Source organism: Chryseobacterium echinoideorum (genome assembly GCF_007474535.1).
Lineage (GTDB): Bacteria > Bacteroidota > Bacteroidia > Flavobacteriales > Weeksellaceae > Chryseobacterium > Chryseobacterium echinoideorum.
Map to the genome: position 1 here is coordinate 205250 of NZ_VKNW01000009.1, position 17603 is coordinate 222852.

The window sequence follows — 17603 nt, forward strand, 5'->3', positions numbered from 1 at the left end:
ATCTAATTAAAAAAATTTGCGTGTTTTAAATATCCGTCCTATATTTGCACCACTTAAAAACAATGACATTCCTCCTTAGCTCAGTTGGTTAGAGCATCTGACTGTTAATCAGAGGGTCGCTGGTTCGAGCCCAGCAGGAGGAGCTAATTAAGATCGGGCACTTACAAAAATGTAGGTGCTTTTTTATTTTTGGCTGCAACTTTTGTACAACATTTTGGATCAGTTTCAAAACCTCCAAGTGACTAGTGTGTCTTTTGCTTCAAGTTGAGCATTATCTTACTATTTTTTGTGAAAAGGATTAAAAATTTAACTTCGATTGGTATTCCGGTCGGATTTTTTTTCAAAAAATTTAGATAATTCAGTTCAAATCAGAAACAAATAGGACGAAAAATCATCATTTTTAGAGAAATTTTGTAGATTTTTATCTACAAAGGTAAATAAATTGCGAAATTTTCATTTTGCGAATAATTTAGTTGTAATAATTTATTAATAAGAATAAATGCCATGTTTCTCAATTATGTGAAAATTTGCATAAAATTCTGTCTGTTATTTTTGTTATTTTTTGTTCGTAACAAATTGATTTCCTAAGGTTTGCTTTTAAAAAGAGCATTCCAAAGTATTTGCAGGATAAAAAAATATTTCTACATTTGATTTATAAATATTTCAGCATGATTGTGAAATTTTAAGAAAATATTTATATAACGTCAGAATATATTCCATATTGGTTTGATGTCAAAATTACAAATGATGAAGAAGCACAGATCAGAGTATATTCCATGTTTGGTAGTATTAAAATTTAAACCTTAAATATATTTTATTATGTCATTTAAAACCATTTTGGAATACGCAGGAAAAAAGCGTAACGTACTGTCTGTAGAATACGCAATGCTACAGGAAACCGACAAAACAGGAAGACCCTCTTCCGTAACCCGTGGAGGCAAAATCTTTATTACAGTAGAAGGCACCGGCGAGACCGATCTTTTTGAATGGATGACCAATTCTTTCGAGAGAAAAGACGGAAGTGTTAAGTTCACTAAAAGAGACAGCGATGCTACATTAAAGGAGCTTAAATTCAAAGAAGCTTACATCGTAAAATACAACGAAAACTTTGATGCATCGGGAGATAATCCATTAACAGAGACTTTCGTGCTTTCGGCAAAAGAAATCGAGTTGGGGAATGCTAAGCATACCAATGAGTGGGTATAATCCTTATTCAGAAACAAATCCATTAAAATTCTTTGATTCAAATTAATCTTATTGTATAGATAGGGATTAGATTGTATTGATTTCAATTGTGTTCTTATCACGTATAATTTCATTTTGGTTCAAAGATTTTAAAAACACAAATTCTATTCATAACAATTAAAATTTTACAATTATGTCATTTAAATCCATATTAAAAGTATCCGGAAAAAGCTATAACGTATTAAGCATAAACTATGGTTTATTCCAGGAAACAGATGCTACGGGAAGGCCTTCTACCATTACAAGAGGCGGAAAAATAGATATCACCGTTGAAAGTACCGGTGAGACCGATTTGTTTGAATGGATGACCAATTCGTTCGAGAGAAAAGACGGAAGCGTTGTGTTCTACAAAAGAGACACCGAGGCTACGTTGAAAGAGCTTAAATTTTCAGAAGCTTATCTGGTAAAGCACAAAGAGAAATTTGATGCATCCGGAGATAATCCTCTTACGGAAACCTTCACTATTTCTGCAAGAGAGCTTGAGATGGGAACAGGCAAGTACATCAATGAGTGGGTGTAAGCCATTGAGCTAAGAAAATGGGTAATACGATTATATTGCCCATTTTTTTCTTTTCATAAGAAGTGTAATGTGATAGATGAAAACAAGTTATCTAATTTTCAAATTATCTCATTCTCAAATTAATCCATTAATAAAAAAATATGTCCTTTTTATCAAAACTAGAATTAGACGGCAACACCTACAATATTTTGGAGTGTAAATATAACTTCATCCAGCCTGTTGACGGCACCGGAAAGCCGAAAGGGATGCCTAAAGGTGGAGACATCATCATCAAAATCGAAAGCACGGGAAACCCTGAGCTTTTGGGCTGGATGCTGGATCATAATCAGATGAAAAACGGCAAAATTATTTTCTACCGAAGAGATGCGATGAGCAAACTTCAGGAGCTGAATTTTGAAAAAGCATACTGCATAGAATTTACGGAATGCTTCAACGGACTTGACAGCCAGCCTCTGCAAATAGAAATGCGTCTGATTGCCAAAAAATTCAACATCAACGGAGCGATGCACGAAAAACAGTGGCTGGAATAATGATCATTGATTGATAATTAATGATTTATCTGAATTCTTGTGAATAATTAAATCATAAATTATAAACTTTTAAGGTATTGAATTTCAGTCCATCAACTGACAACCAAAAACTATCAACTACTTACCATCAATAATAAAATAGTATGGAAAACCAAGATTTTTCGACCATATTCGGCACTTCGCGCAGATTTGAAGACTGGCTTCACGACAAAACAAATCCTCTCGTTTATTGTTTGTTGACTTTAGACGGCAAAGAGTTTATCCGTAAAAACAGTTACACGGTAGAATTGAGCCAGAAAACCAATGACCACGACAGCTTTACGATCGTCGTTCCGGATGATGCCTTAGACACTTTTAAAGGCTATGTGATGGAGAATTCCAAAAATTTGCTTGGAAAAGAAATAGGAATTACCTATTGGCGTTTTGGTACAACTCAGCATTATTTTAGAGGCATTATCGGCAAGATCAGAAACAAAAAAGACGAAGGCGGAGGTTATGGGGATCTTCATATTACAGGTTATGCACCAAGTATTTTGCTGGAAAGCGGAAAAGACTGCCAGAGTTTTGAAGACAAAACGCTGGAGCAGATCATCAAACAGGTTACCGAAGAATATCCACAGGAAGCCAAAGTAGAAGTTTCCTCCGATCATCTTAATGAATATAATAAAAAAGCCTTTCCTTACACAGTTCAGTACAAAGAATCCGATTACGAGTTTATCAAAAGACTCGCCATCCGTCACGGAGAATATTTCTATTACAATGGTGAAAAACTCATCTTCGGAAACACGGTACAACCTATTTTGAAATTGGGCGAAAATGTAGATTTGATTGATGTTGAATTTGAAATGCGGATGCAGGCTCAGGAATTTAGTTTCACAAGTTACGACACCCAAAGCGGATCTAAAATAGAAAAAGACAGTAATGGTGCAAGAAGCGAATTTAAGGAAAGTCCGTTTCAGGTGATCGCCACCAATGCTTCTAAAAACGTGTTCAAGAAGAAACCTAAAATGCACTTCAATCATACGGGAATCCACGACGGTTCGGAAGCTCAGCTGGAAGAAGCTGTAAGATTGGAGAAAGAAAAGCGTGAAAACCTGATGCAGGTAAAAGGCAGAAGCAAAACTCCGGAACTTAAGATTGGCGGAAGAGCGCAACTTTCCGACATCAACGGCAAAGCGATGGAAACTTACAGGATTATAGAAATCAAGCACGTTTACGAACCGGGCGATTATTATAACGAGTTTGTCGGCATCCCGGATTTGTTCAATGCAGCACCATACATCGACACCGAAGCTGTACCGAAAGGAGAAGAACAGCCTGCAAGAGTTATGGATAACAACGACCCAACTGGAGCGGGAAGAGTGCGAGTACAGTTTCCTTGGCAGGAAGAAAAAGGACAGAAAACGCCGTGGATTAGATTGATTCAGCCACATTCCGGAGCGGGCAAAGGTTTTCATTTTATCCCTGAGATTGGGGAAGAAGTTTTGGTAAGCCACGAATCACAAAATGCAGAGAAGCCTTTTGTGATGGGAACGCAGTATAATGGATCTGAAACGAGTTCTTATCACACAAGTGGAAACGACAAGAAAGTAATTCATACCCGAAGTGGAACAAAAATTATTCTCAACGATGCCGAAGGTTCAGTTTTCATAGAAGACCCGAGTGGAAATACTTATTTGATGGATGGACAGGGGAATATTAATGTGAATGCGCCTAAAAACTTTACATTAAATGCAGGAGAAAACATTACTATGACAGCAGGGCAAAACATATTATCTACAGCAAAGATTAATATTGTCTCCAATGCAGGGATTAATATGATAGATACAGCAGGAAAAGATATTATGCAGTTAGCAACGGGGAATATTCACGAATCATCAGATAAAAGAACGGAGATCTCTGAAAACGAAAGAAATGTGCAATCTAAAAAAAGTGATTCTTATGCTGAAAAAGTTACGGTAGTAAGTACAAAAGAAAATATGATTCTGCAAAGTGAAAAAACGGTAAAATCCCAAAGTGGAGAAGAAGGAAACTCGCATTAAATATTTCTGGTATGGCTATTATAAAAAATGCTAAAAATATAAACATTGTAGTTAAAGATACCTATACTTCCATAAGTAAGGTTTCTTATGAAGAGTCTGAAGAAGTGATTATTGAAGCTCTACAAGACGACTTAGGACTTATCAGCCAGAAAAAAGTAGTAAAACAGGGATTTGGAAAGGAAAGTGAAGTTGATAAAAATCAAGAAGAGATAAGTAGTAATGTCTTAGGAGAAAAAGAAGATGTTTTTTTATTTTTATTTTTCTATATAGATGAGGATCATAAAGGAAAACATATGATTTCAGAATCCTGTCAAACTCGTTTAAAAAATTTAAAAAAAATATCTTGGTATGATGGAAAAAAATATAAGGCATTTAGTATTCCAATTCAATCTGTTGATGAAATTCTAGAGCAAATACCTATAATTGTAAAAAAACATTCGGAATCCGATACGAAAAGGGTTGTTATGGCAGAAATTGGTGTTTTTTCTCATGCGGCAGGTGATGGTCCAATCTCTTATAATAAAGAAGTGATCAATTGTCCTATAAGTGGATGGCCACAACAAATGGATATGTGCGGTTGGGAACAAATTGATGTTTTATGGTCACCAAGTGGTAAATGTGTGTTTTATGGTTGTAACACTGGAAATCCAAGTGCATCAAAGAATTTTGCACAAAATATTTCCAATTTATCCAATTTTAAAGATGTTGAAGTTTGGGGACAATCTACATCATCTTTTCCGTCATTTTACCCTGATTATCGTGTTACAAGTGCAGCAAGAAGTATAGATGGAGATTATAGTGGAGGAATTATTGAGAATGGCTTGGGATGGGATATAAGAGGAAATACATATCAAGTAGCAGGCAATAAAGGAGAGGGTAAAAAATCTATTAGCTATAGACCCGACAAATCATCACTAACAGAAGAAGAATTAAAAAAGGGAGGATATCCAAAAGCTAATGTAATGAATTGCTATAAAAATGGAACACTTATCAAATCATCACATCAAGGAGTATTTAATGACCATCGTTAAATGTTTTTTTTATTATTAAATATAAATTGTAACAGTATGAATGAAAATAATTTTGAAGTTATTGGAAACAATGAGTTATTAAAAGATGTAAAAGTCAATTGCACTTTTACCATTTATAAAAACGAAAATATTACATATGAAACAAAAACTTTGCTATATAATGGTGAATCTATTGTTATTCCTTATGATGAGTCATATAGCTTTTATGAATTTCATATATCATATAAAGATAATTTTGTTGAAAGTTTTAGGATGGAAAATATATTCAGAAATGCATATGATCAAATCAATCATCTTTATTTAGAAAGAAATAAAAATGATGAAATACTCTTTTGGTTTGTAGGAAGAAAAGCAGATGTAGGTAGTAATGATGTATACAAGAAGATACTAATTCCTAAAGATATTTATATGAAAAAAAATCTCATAATTACTAAAGAAGATTTGAAAAAATATAACAATCGTTTTTACAGTCGTTATTAGCTCTATTTAAAAATAGAGTAAGATATATAAGGTAATAAAATTTTTCTCCATTTCAAAAATGAAAAAAAATGGTGTACTTATCAAATCATCACATCAAGGAGTATTTAATGACCATCGTTAAATCTCTAATTTTATTAATGTTATTAGTTATAAATCAATCATGTAAAAAAATGGACAATCAGGAATTTAAAGTATTCGGAGATGCAGAATTATTAAACAACACAAAGATAACTATTGTTGAAGTAGGAGATTTTGATTCTGAAAAAATAAGAACCTTATTATTTTTTGGGAGGAGAATGAAATTGAAGCCAGAAACCGAAGTAGGAGTAGTATATAAAATCTATATATCCTATAAAGATTCAGTGGTAAATGTGTTGAAATTTGATAATGTAATGAGAAATGCAAATGATCATATAAATCATTTGTATTTAGAAAAAGAAAAAGATATAATAAATATAATATATGTTGGAAGAGAATCGGAAATTAGGAGCAAAAAAGGTTTTTACAAAATTTTAATACCAGTAGAAGATTTTTACAAGCAAGAAGGTATCATAAAAAATGAAGATAAAGAAAAGGCAAAAAAATTACTTTTTGATATTTATTGATATTGACCTATGAGGCAAATTGTATGGATAGTAATTCTATTATCGAATATTTCATGTATATAAAAAAAGTATGGAAATTAAATATACTTCTATGAATGACATATATGCAAATTATGTTTTTAATTATAAGGATAACGTAGAGGGTATACAACAAATTAATGATTTTGCAGAAAAGGATATTCAAGAATCAAAAAAAGTAAGAGATTCAATAATGCATCATATACAAACTCTTACTAAAGAAGAAGCCGATATATACATATCTTCTCAAAGCCTTCCTATTTCTGCGGGAAATATTTTATTTTATAAAACTGTAGGAAGCTTTGAAGGAGAGCCAGAGCAAGAAGATTTGCTTATAGAATACGTATTAGATGAAGATAATTTCCGTATAAAAGATATTAGTATTCCCAAAATAAAATCTACAAATTTCCCATTAATAGTAAATATAAAAGAACAAAATTCAGGAAAAAGTATTTTGAAAATTGACAAAATAGATTTTACAATGCAGGAAATGAGGTTGTTAAAGGAAGAGATAGATAAATTGGGATATCATAAAAATTTGGAAAACTATGTATATGAAATAATAAATAATAATGACAGTCTTTTAATGACTTTTTTGTTTGAACAAAAAGGGAAATATTTTAAACTCTATTTTGATAATAAGTAATCTTGTTATATAACCCTAAAAAAAGAATTAGTATGCCACCAGGATTAGTATATGATAAGAAAAAAGAAATAAAAAGGAAAGCTCTCACCAAATATTTTGATGAAGGATATTGGACAGATGAAAATGACAAACCAATCAAAGAAGCTTTTTTGGGTGATACCGTAAGGTTTCATGTTAAGATGAAAAATAGAAATGAAGATGAAAAAAATATAGCATTCAGATTGCTTGATTCGGATACAAAAGAAGGTGGAGGAAATGAATCAATAGAAATAGGAAATGATGAAAAAGGATATCATATTATCAATTACTATAAAATTGAAAATAATGATAAAGTTATTGTACCTATTAAATTAAATGAACAGGGAAAATTAGCAGAATTGATTAATAATGAAGAAGACAAAACATTAGAATTATTTTACGCATGTAGTTATAGTAATGAAAATGTTGACTTGCCTTTTGATTCTAGTGATTATTTGAAGGTTTCTGTAAAAATTAATTATGGTGGAGCTTTTTTATTTATTCTTACAGATGAGTTATTACCATCTGGAAAAATTGTTAGAAAAGTTGTAGTTCCACCTCCTCAAACAATTTTTGATTACTTTAAGAGTAATAAATTTGAGATGTTCGGAATGTCTCCTCCTAATCCTCTAGCTGACATATCAATAGGACAACATGCTTATGGTTTAAATCAGAGTCCTTATTTATCTGGAAGTACATTGCCACATGGAGCGCCAAATATTACTGGTTCTCCACAATATATTGATATTAAAAAAGCAGAAGCAGCAGGTTGTAAAATATATTCTACTGAAGAAATAGTCGCTGATTTAAAAAGGTTACAAGAACAAGCTCCTTCTCCTAAAGAAAAAGTAAGATTGGAAAAAGTAATTAATGCTGTTTCAAATACGGAAAAAGAAGTATTAATAAAAGGAGAAATACCAGCCAATGCAATTAAATCTTCTACATCAATAAAAATAACAAAGGGCTTAAGAGTATTTAATGTCATTGGTATTGTTATAACAGCTTATGAACTTGAACAAGCAACAGAAAAATCAATAAGTCAAAATTCAATTAAACCAATAGCGGCAGAAACAATTCGACAAGTTGGAGGATGGGGAGGTGCAATTGCGGGAGCTAAAATAGGAGCTATAGGAGGGGCGGCTGTAGGTATAGAGACAGGACCTGGAGCTATTATTACAGGTGCGGTTGGTGCAATCATATTTGGAACTGCGGGATATTTTGGTGCGGATTGGGTGGCTGATTATATAGATGAAAACTAAAATTGTTTGAGTATGTTAAGTTTATTTTCAAAAAAACATTGGTATCATTTTTACTTACCTGTAGAGCTAATAAATAGATTACCTGAAATATCTACCAGCGAATTAGAGAGATTTTTGCTAATTGAAAATATTAATTTTGTAAAAATCAATATTCAAAAAATTACAAATAATTTAGATTATGTTGGTATAAGTTTTAGAACAGAAAATGAACTAATATTATTCAAAAATTATGTTTCACAATTCAAAGAATTACTTCCTCCATGGTTTGTATTTCCAGAAGTATTTCAAGGGTCACCAAGATGGAATCAAGGATATCAGGAACACTATTGTATCAATAACTGGCTCCCTTACTGGAAGAAGCTCAATAAGATAGAAAAGGAAAAATATCTTTTTAAGTATGATTGTCCTAATGAGTGGAAAACCTGGTTTATAAATAACAATATGTTATAACAAGAATTATTGGTGAAAAATTAAGTTATATGCAGTTATCCCCTACTTTAACATTACCCATTTCCACATACTCCATCGAAGATAAATGTACTTTGAAGATAGGAGAACAAGAGTATAAAACTACTCTGACATACACACTTTTTCTTGAAAAAAGCAAGAGTTCTATGTATGATATAGAGATTGTACGATCTAATTACAAAGTAAATGGGCAAAAAATAGACACTAAATTTCTGGGAATTGCCCATCGTTATGCAGAAGCCATATTTCCTTTGAGGTGTAAAGTAAAAGAATATAGGCTATATGTAACCAATATTGTGGACATTCAGGAGCGAATCAGGAAAGTTGATAAGGAGATACAAGACACTTATCATGGAGACGGAGCAAAACACATTCGCAATAATTTTATGAGTGCCGTAAAAAATGAAGAAAATTTAAGGGAATTCATTAAGCAATTGCATTTTATGAAAGTATTGAACTTAGGTATGCAAAAATTTGAACAGAGAAAAATTTATCAACTCCAATGGAATATTTTACCAATAAGGCTTTCCACATGGAGAGGAGAAATAAAATATGATAAAAACCTCAATCGATTAATCTATGAACCCAAGGTAAGAGATGCACAAGAAGTGATGGATGGCATTATCCATTACATTCATAATAATGACTATTCTGTAGATTTTAAAGATGAAAATGTACCGTTGTTTGCGGATTTTTACCATAAATCGGAATACACCGGAGAAACCGGAAGGATGAAAAATTCGGAAACGAATATATCAATTGAGATAGAAAATATTTTTCTTTATGAACAAAAAATAACACTCAAAAACACATAAGATGGCTAATCCGGGAGTAGAATACGATATAAAAGTGCCGATCAAACGAAATGTGATTACCAAATATTTTCTTAACGGGAAATGGACAGATGGAAATGATAATCCAATTAAAGAAACCACTATTGGAGAAACCATTCGTTTTAATGTAGAAACGGACAATATTGATGATGGAGAAAAGATAAATTTTACGATTTACGATTGGGATTTTTTTCCGTATTTGGAAGACAAACTTACCTTAACAGAAGCAGGTACCAATACCGAATCCAAAGAAATTGTAATTACAGGTGGCAAAGGTTTCGTGGAGTGGACAACTGGTGAAGGAAGCAGAGCATTGCTGGATGAAAACTTTGAAGGAGACGAGTTGGAGCTGTATGTAGAATGTGTCTATAATGGAGATAAAGCCAACCTTCCCAAAGAAAGTGATGATTATCTTATACTGTACGAAAAAGAAGTATTGATAACGGTTATTGTAGAGCTGCCTATGGAAAATTATGATTATTCCGGTATGAGTACTGGACAAAGAATTGTTGCAAAAGCGGGATTATTAGGTCATACAGCCATAGGTATAGATAAAGAATACTATGATTATGGACCAGAGCAAGATAAATCTATTTTACAAGGAAATATTTCTGAAACAAAATATGGAGATTTAAACAATGATGGAGACACTACAGATATCTATAATGGTATTGACGATCCCACTTTGAAAGATTCTGGTTTAAATCAAGGTTCATATGGAGATCCATTGGGAACATTGGGCAGACCTTGGTGGGATTATTCCTATTCTTCAAATGGAGATGCAAATTTAAATGATATAATGACTATTCTAAACAGTGATAGCTTGAGAAAACAATATGGAGTTTTGGGAGAAGTACATATATTTGAAATAGAAGTAAAAGAGTCCCAAGCAAAAATCGTTAAAGAATGGTGGGAAAATAAATATAATAAAAACTTGGGATTATATTCTGTGAATATAATGGAAAATGGAGAGCATTGTACTTCGACAGTTCATGATTCTTTGGTAGAAGCAAAAATTATTAGAAGATTGCCATATGGGACAATTTGTACCCCTAGTTCTTTTTTAATCACTTAAAAACATTGATGTTAACGAATACGGCAGGATCTAAAAAAGGAGAAATGGCAAAAGAGACGATACTAAAAGATTTATCTTAAACAAAAACTTAAAATGAGATTTTTTTTCCAATATTTTATATTAACAGTATTTTTATTTAGCTGTAACAATCATAATAATTTAAAAATGAAAATAGACAAAAATAAAGCGATAGCCTATGATAGAAATTCGCAATTATTTCAAGAATGGGAATCTTCAAAGAAAATAAAATTGGAAGAAGCCTATCAAATACATTTAGACTACTCTTCAAAAAATCAGGATAAAATAAAACTTAAATCAAATCATGGTTATCCTTTATTCTATGTTCTTGATGATTTTTATATTTTTTCTACTGTAACATACATTCATAAGATAGGAGTATTTAATTGCTCTGGTATATGGGTAAATGCAAATACTGGTGAAGTAGAATATTATGAAATTCCCAAGGAAGAGAATTTCCATACAGGTGGAAAGATATGGCTTACTTCTTATAACGGAGAACGGTAGAATATTGTAATTATTGTTGAAAAATAGAGCTTTATATAAAACTGAAGCCGATAAAATGATAAGAAAAACGATATAAACAGTTAACAAATACAAAGAGATGGCAGAACCAATTCCTTATATCATAAAATCTGGAGATACCTATTCTTCAATTGCAAAAAAATTAGGGCTAAAAGATTGGATTAAGCTCAAGAGTTATCATAACGAGTGCGCTGGTTTCAATCATCAGGTAGGCAATACATTGTATGCCAATACCGAATTACTAACACCCTCTCCGGAAGATGTTGCTATAATGAATGGCGATGCCCAACCTCCAAAAGATGAGGTAAAAGAAGAGCAACAGCAGGAAGAGCAAAAACAACAGGAAGAAAACAAGAAACAGGAAGAGAAAAAAAAACAAGAACAGATAGCTAAAGGTGAGCACGATGGGAAATATTTCGTAGTACATGGTGCAAAATGCGTTTGTGACAAGGCAGAAAACCCAAAGCAAACAGCAGATTTTCAGGTCACTTCACATAAAATTATTGTGCTTAATGACCAATCCAAAAAATATTTAGCTACAGAAGATGATAAAACCTTTATGCCTCCCGTTGCTACTTTTGGGAAGTGCACACTAAAACCTTCTTCCGGAGGTTATCTTCCATGTGCCCTTGCACCTGCTCCTAAGTGGGACAAAGCCTATGAAAGTACACAGGTACAGGGCAAGAAATCTCTCACAGAAATCTCTGAACTGAAATGTATGGTAGGTGGAAAAATTACCATAGAAAAACACGGACAAACCGATTCTGTAACTACAGCACACGCCGACAATACAAACCCGCTCGAATTGGCAATGGTAAATCCTGCAGTAGAACAGCCTAAGAAAAAAACAGATTATCCTTCTGTATCTTCCATATCAATTAATCAGATAGGAAACAGACAAAATTTTAAACCAAAGAATTCAAAAATTGATAAAGCAGAATTTTCTGTAATCTATTTACGGAAAGGAGAAGAAGCTATGTTTGAAGCTCAATTAAGCAAGGGAAATAAACAACTCACTTCCTGGGTAGTCTATAACGATCATGAAGGATCAAAAGAAAACAGAATACTAGTGAGAGCGCAAATTGGGACAGAATTTTCCCAAAGCTTCGAGCAATATGGTAAATATCGTGTAGAAGGATATGGAAAACCAAAAAGTCCGGATTTCGAGAATGGGAAATATGACAAATGTGATCCCTCGTGTTCTATAGACATTGAAGTAATAGAAAATGTTCTTTACGATTTGGAATGTGTAACGGATAGTTTTTCCAATCGGTTAGATGCAAATAAAAAACTAAAATTCAGACAGAATTTTCCTGTAAGTTTTAATGCAAAATTCCGTATGCCAAGAAATTTAGAGGAAAAGTCTCGCCTTAGGATGTATGCCTTAGACGCAGCAGGTAATGTGCTTACAGATGCGGTAGCACAAGGAGTAAGCCTTACTCTAATACCCCAAAATAGCAAAGCCATTTATACCATTGTCGCAGAATATACCACCGAATCGGGAGAAATAATTACCAAACAACTCATCGGAGAAACAGAAAGTAATACGGTGGTAGGTATAAGTCATTCTGCTGAAGTAGTACGCCCAGGAACGTCTCTTCAATTTCATGTTGAAAAAATGAGATACGATTTCAATACAGCTATTCCTGAATTGGATATTTCTCCCAATGAAATAAACGAAATAAAATGGAATCTCAACGGTATACAGATAGGAACTGGGCGAAGCATTACCATACCGGGCAATATGCTTCTTACACCTCAAAAATATGTCGTAGAAGCTTTTTGTAAAATGGCAAATGCTTTTGGCTCAAAAGCGAAACATGAGGAAGATGACTGGCATTTTGAAGTGAAGCATAATGATATTATAAGCTATCAGAAAAACGGTCCGTTGAAAGTAGGTAAAAGTATCCGTTTTAGTATTGGAAATAATGATTTAATTTTTAAAAATTTAGCTAGCAACGAACAAATTTACTGGAACTTGGGAGGAAAAACATTTCAGGGGCATTATGTAGATTATACCCCTACAATTTCTGGGGTTTTAAGCGTAAGATGCTATATTAATTCTCAAAAAGGGATTATAAAATCAGAACCCATAGTAGAAGCCAAAATAACAGAAGGTTTCTGGAACGATTTCGGAGGAAGTGAGGTAAGCCGTGCGAGATGGGGACAAACCGTAGATTATTGCATAAAAGGAGAAAATATAGAAGGAGAGAAAATTGAACTTCATATTTACGATGATGATAATCCACCTAATGACGATGATTTTGCTTATTCTAATATAGAAAATAATCTTCAAATTACTGGAAAAGCTAATGATAGTTATGCATATCACAGAATAGAACTCAGCGATAAAATAAAAGAGAGAACCACCAATATTGCTTCCGACGAAGTGAAATTATATGCCAAAGCCAAACTAATTGGTTTTAATACCTCTTTAACAGATGTTACCGAAAAGAAAGACACTCAAAAGCATCTTACAGTCAATAATGAAGAAGAAGTTTACAGAGCAATAATAGGAGATAAAGATGGAAGAGCAAGGCACAATCCTGTAGATTATGACATCATAAGTTGGGTTTATGCAAACACTACTTATCCGAAAGATACAAAACTGAAAGTAAAGATATTTGAAGATAAAGATTGGGCAATAGATCCGGACTGTAAAGAACTGGAAGTAACCGAAGCCGTAAAAGAAGACGGAACTTTGGTAGCAGAAATCAATTGGGGGAAATTAAAAGATGCCAAGCAAAATAAAAAGACGAAGAAATATTATGCTGTCATTTATGATAAAGACGACAATAAATTATTGGATGGTAGTGACAGCGATACAATATGTTCTACGGTTTTAATGCCACAAAGTGAGCTGAATAAAGAAGCAAGTTATGTAGGAGCGGTTACTGTTGGAAGTGACACAATACAACAACCGGATAATCAAAACGGAGTTTGCGAACAAGAAGCAAGAGTGAGGGCTTATATGAGGATGTTGAGAGTAGGAGAAGGAACAGGAGAACTAATAAAATCATCAGAATATAATAAAAAGACTAAAAAAACAGAAATTGTATACATTGCTCATGATTTTGAAAGTGGTTATACTAAATTATTTGGTGGAGACAATTTTACAAAATCACCCCACAATAAAGACATGAGTAGTCATCCTCAAATAAAAGTTCTGTGGTACACAAAGAAAAATGGAGAAAAAGTGTATAGTTCTGCTGCAGGTGCCTACCAAGTAATGGGATATACATGGAGCGATAATGATATGATAAATAAGAGAAAAACGTATAGTGTAAAAGATTTTTCACCTGAGGGGCAAGACAAATTTTGTATAGTTTTATTTAAACATAAAAGAGAGGGTATGTTAGATTTAATAATAAAAGGAGAAATAAAAGGTGCAACAGAAAAATATGGAAGCTATGAATGGGCTAGTTTACCTCCTGGTAGATATGGGCAACCAATTGAAACGATGGAAAAAGCATTGGAATTATATGATAAATTTTATAAAGAAGAACTGACTGGTAAAAGTCCTTTACATTTAAAAAAAGGATTTTTAAAAGAGTTTGGGTATAGTTGTTGTGATGGGCAATCAACACCATCAGTAGGAACAGGATCATGTGATAAATGTCATCAAAATCATTATGATGTATCAAAACCAGAACACTGGATCCATCAAAAACCAAGCGAATGTTGGCAAGCTAGTATTGATATATTGGCAAACTATGGATTAAAAAATAATAGTGGTTATCCTCAAAATCGTATTATCATGGCAGATCAAACAGGAACTACATTGATACCAAAAGATACTCAAAAAGCATTAGATTATCTTGATTCACAATTGAAATTAGGTAATCCAATAGTTGTAGGTCTTGATGATAATTTGAGAAAAGCAACATATAATTCACATAAAGCAACAGAACATTTCTTTGTAATAGTAGGTAAAGGTTGTGAAGAGGGTAAAATATACTATCGCTTTTTTGATGTTGGTTCTCCAACTAAAGACCAAGGAACAAGTGAAACCTTAAAATTATATTTACAAGGTGATAATTTATTACAAGGAAAAAGCTATGGAGGCTCACATACTTATACAGTTACAGAAGTTAGAAGAAATAATTAATACAATTATGAGATATTTTTTTAAAATTTATTTTATATTCATATTCGCACTAGTATCGTGTCAGGATAAGAAAAATAGTCAAAATTTAGATATTACAGGGCATACCTTTTTTAGAGTTGAGGATACAAAAGAAGGTAAAGTTTTATATCAACCTTGTGATGCCAAAACTCCTAAGTATATTATATATAAGGATAGTATTTTTCGTGATTGGGGACAAGAAAATTATATACTTATTATATCAAAAATATTAAATACAAAAAATCAGACTATCTTCAGAACAAAATATAAGTATAATAACGAAACTCCTGAAACTAATGATAGTCTTATTACATTTCAACAATTAGATAAAAATAAAAAATTTTGGAAAATTAATGGTGAAATTTTTATAGACAGTTTATACATTAATACAATTCCTCACTCGAAGCAGCCATGTAAAGAATGTTATGATGATTGTGAAGATATTGAAAGGTCAGATTCCAAAAATTATAATACCAATGGAACTTGGGGCATTAAATGTAATGAAGGCTCATATATAAAAATAAAAGACAAAGAAATATTTTTTGAAGTACAAAGCAATCAAATTTATATTGATATGGTTGAAGTAAAGAGATATGATTTTGAAAAAGGCATAGCCTTTAAACTGAAAGAAAAACCAGAAGATATGGGACGTGGGGGAATGATGTTAAATTGGAAAGAATATCTAAATGACAAACCAATTGCTTATATAAAAGTAATAGATGATAATACACTTTATTTTTATTGGTATGGTTTCTATAACAATAAGACAAAAAAGAGAGAATTTACCGAATGTCAATTTCAACAAGAGGGAAAACAAAATAAAGACAATTCAGTTATCTTAAAAAAATGTGAAGAGTAATGCTTTATAATAAATTCCTAAAAGATGAAACGGAAGGAAAAAGCATAATCCTGTAGATTACGACGTTATAAGTTGGGTATATGCTAACACAACCTATCCAAAAGGTACAAAGCTAAAAGTAAAAATTTTTGAAGACATCAATTGGGAAATAGACAATGAATGCCAAGAACTCGAAGTAATTGAAACTGTAAAAGAAGATGGAACTTTGATCACTGAGATCAATTGGGGTAAATTAAAAGATGCCAAGCAAAATAAGAAAACCAAAAATTACTATGCCAAAATCTATAATGAAGACGATGATGAATTATTAGATGGAAAGAACAGTGATATATTGTGTTCTACAGTTCTTACGCCTCAAAGTGATTTGTTGAAAGAAGCAAGTTATGTTGGGGCTGTGACGAATGGAAGACAAACAATACCGCAACTTTCTAATGAAAACGGAGTTTGTGAATGTGAAGCAAAAGTGAGAGCTTTTATGAGAATGTTGAGGGTAAAAGAAGGTTCTGAAGGCCAAAAAGGATATACTACACTATTTACTAATAAAGATTTTACTAAACCTCCGTATAATAGAGATATGAGTACCCATCCTAAAATAGTAATTACAGCCGGTGGATATTCATCGAGTGCTACTGGAGCATATCAAATTATGCAAGACACTTTTAAAGGTTTTCAAGGATATTATTTAGATAAAAATAAAAATTGGCAGTACTCAGAAAAACTGAATTATATAAAACAATATAAAATTAATAGTTTTGATCAAGAATCACAAGATAAGTTATGTATAGTTATTTTAAAACATAATTACGTAGGCAAAAGAGCACATAGTTTTTTTTACAAAGAAGATGGCACACCAAGAGCAGGACGAGCAAAATTTAACAATGCTTACGGAGACATTGTACAAATGATTATTGATGATGATTTTGACAAAGTAATTTTAACATCAAGTTTATGTTGGGCTAGTTTACCTGATGCACCTTATGGACAGCCCACAGGAACAAAAGCAGAATGTTAAGCAAACTACGAAAAATTTTTAAAAGAAGAACTCGCAGGAAAAAGTGATTTACATCTTAAAAAAGGGTTTTTAAAAGATTTTGGTTATGGTTGTTGCGGTGAAAGTACTATTTCACAACCTCAAAATAATGATGGAAAATGGCACGATCCTGTTGATAATCCTATGTGTACTATTTTTACTCAAAGTCAAACAAATGGAATTATTAATTTAACCTGAGTTCGGTTTAAGCAAAGTTTAAAAATAGTTGACCGTCATTTACCTTTTTCAAGTTGAGTGACGGTTTCTTTGGAAAG

At 32.4% G+C, this 17603-nt stretch carries 16 protein-coding genes and 1 tRNA gene; all 17 read left to right on the forward strand.

The window, feature by feature from the left end; all coding sequences use genetic code 11:
• The first annotated feature begins 69 nt into the window (after positions 1-69).
• A tRNA-Asn gene (locus FOL89_RS13205) sits at positions 70-143 on the forward strand.
• 676 nt (positions 144-819) lie between these two features.
• Positions 820-1206, forward strand: coding sequence for a type VI secretion system tube protein TssD (gene tssD, locus FOL89_RS13210; protein ID WP_144283263.1), 387 nt, complete (start codon positions 820-822; stop codon positions 1204-1206).
• Between the two features lie 172 nt (positions 1207-1378).
• Positions 1379-1765, forward strand: coding sequence for a type VI secretion system tube protein TssD (gene tssD, locus FOL89_RS13215; protein WP_144283264.1), 387 nt, complete (start codon positions 1379-1381; stop codon positions 1763-1765).
• Positions 1766-1905: 140 nt separating this feature from the next.
• Positions 1906-2295, forward strand: coding sequence for a type VI secretion system tube protein TssD (gene tssD / locus FOL89_RS13220; protein WP_144283265.1), 390 nt, complete (start codon positions 1906-1908; stop codon positions 2293-2295).
• A gap of 143 nt (positions 2296-2438) precedes the next feature.
• Positions 2439-4337 carry a type VI secretion system Vgr family protein gene (locus FOL89_RS13225; protein ID WP_144283266.1) on the forward strand — a complete coding sequence of 633 codons (1899 nt, stop codon included), beginning with the start codon at positions 2439-2441 and terminating at the stop codon, positions 4335-4337.
• 11 nt (positions 4338-4348) lie between these two features.
• Positions 4349-5368: a hypothetical protein gene (locus FOL89_RS13230; RefSeq protein WP_144283267.1), complete on the forward strand. Its 1020-nt coding sequence runs from the start codon at positions 4349-4351 to the stop codon at positions 5366-5368.
• 36 nt (positions 5369-5404) lie between these two features.
• Positions 5405-5848 (forward strand): hypothetical protein, encoded by a 444-nt coding sequence (locus FOL89_RS13235; protein ID WP_144283268.1) that lies wholly within the window; start codon positions 5405-5407, stop codon positions 5846-5848.
• Between the two features lie 170 nt (positions 5849-6018).
• The gene (locus FOL89_RS13240) at positions 6019-6453 is read left to right on the forward strand and encodes a hypothetical protein (RefSeq protein ID WP_144283269.1); all 435 of its coding nucleotides are present in this window, start codon (positions 6019-6021) and stop codon (positions 6451-6453) included.
• A gap of 91 nt (positions 6454-6544) precedes the next feature.
• Positions 6545-7117 carry a hypothetical protein gene (locus tag FOL89_RS13245; protein WP_144283270.1) on the forward strand — a complete coding sequence of 191 codons (573 nt, stop codon included), beginning with the start codon at positions 6545-6547 and terminating at the stop codon, positions 7115-7117.
• Between the two features lie 32 nt (positions 7118-7149).
• Entirely contained in the window at positions 7150-8394 is a 1245-nt protein-coding gene (locus tag FOL89_RS13250; RefSeq protein ID WP_144283271.1) for a glycine zipper family protein, read from the forward strand.
• A 12-nt stretch (positions 8395-8406) separates the two neighbouring features.
• Positions 8407-8844, forward strand: coding sequence for a hypothetical protein (locus tag FOL89_RS13255; protein ID WP_144283272.1), 438 nt, complete (start codon positions 8407-8409; stop codon positions 8842-8844).
• A 29-nt stretch (positions 8845-8873) separates the two neighbouring features.
• A complete protein-coding gene (locus tag FOL89_RS13260) occupies positions 8874-9677 on the forward strand; it encodes a hypothetical protein (protein WP_144283273.1) in 804 nt (267 codons plus the stop codon).
• Position 9678: 1 nt separating this feature from the next.
• Positions 9679-10770, forward strand: coding sequence for a hypothetical protein (locus tag FOL89_RS13265; protein ID WP_144283274.1), 1092 nt, complete (start codon positions 9679-9681; stop codon positions 10768-10770).
• Between the two features lie 165 nt (positions 10771-10935).
• Positions 10936-11295 carry a hypothetical protein gene (locus FOL89_RS13270; RefSeq protein WP_228444916.1) on the forward strand — a complete coding sequence of 120 codons (360 nt, stop codon included), beginning with the start codon at positions 10936-10938 and terminating at the stop codon, positions 11293-11295.
• A gap of 97 nt (positions 11296-11392) precedes the next feature.
• Positions 11393-15421 (forward strand): PAAR-like protein, encoded by a 4029-nt coding sequence (locus FOL89_RS13275; RefSeq protein WP_144283276.1) that lies wholly within the window; start codon positions 11393-11395, stop codon positions 15419-15421.
• Positions 15372-16298 (forward strand): hypothetical protein, encoded by a 927-nt coding sequence (locus tag FOL89_RS13280; RefSeq protein ID WP_144283277.1) that lies wholly within the window; start codon positions 15372-15374, stop codon positions 16296-16298. The genes FOL89_RS13275 and FOL89_RS13280 overlap by 50 nt, the downstream gene beginning before the upstream one ends.
• A 205-nt stretch (positions 16299-16503) precedes the next feature.
• Positions 16504-17310, forward strand: a complete 807-nt coding sequence (locus FOL89_RS13285) for a glycoside hydrolase family 24 protein (RefSeq protein WP_144283278.1) — start codon at positions 16504-16506, stop codon at positions 17308-17310.
• Positions 17311-17603 lie beyond the last annotated feature (293 nt).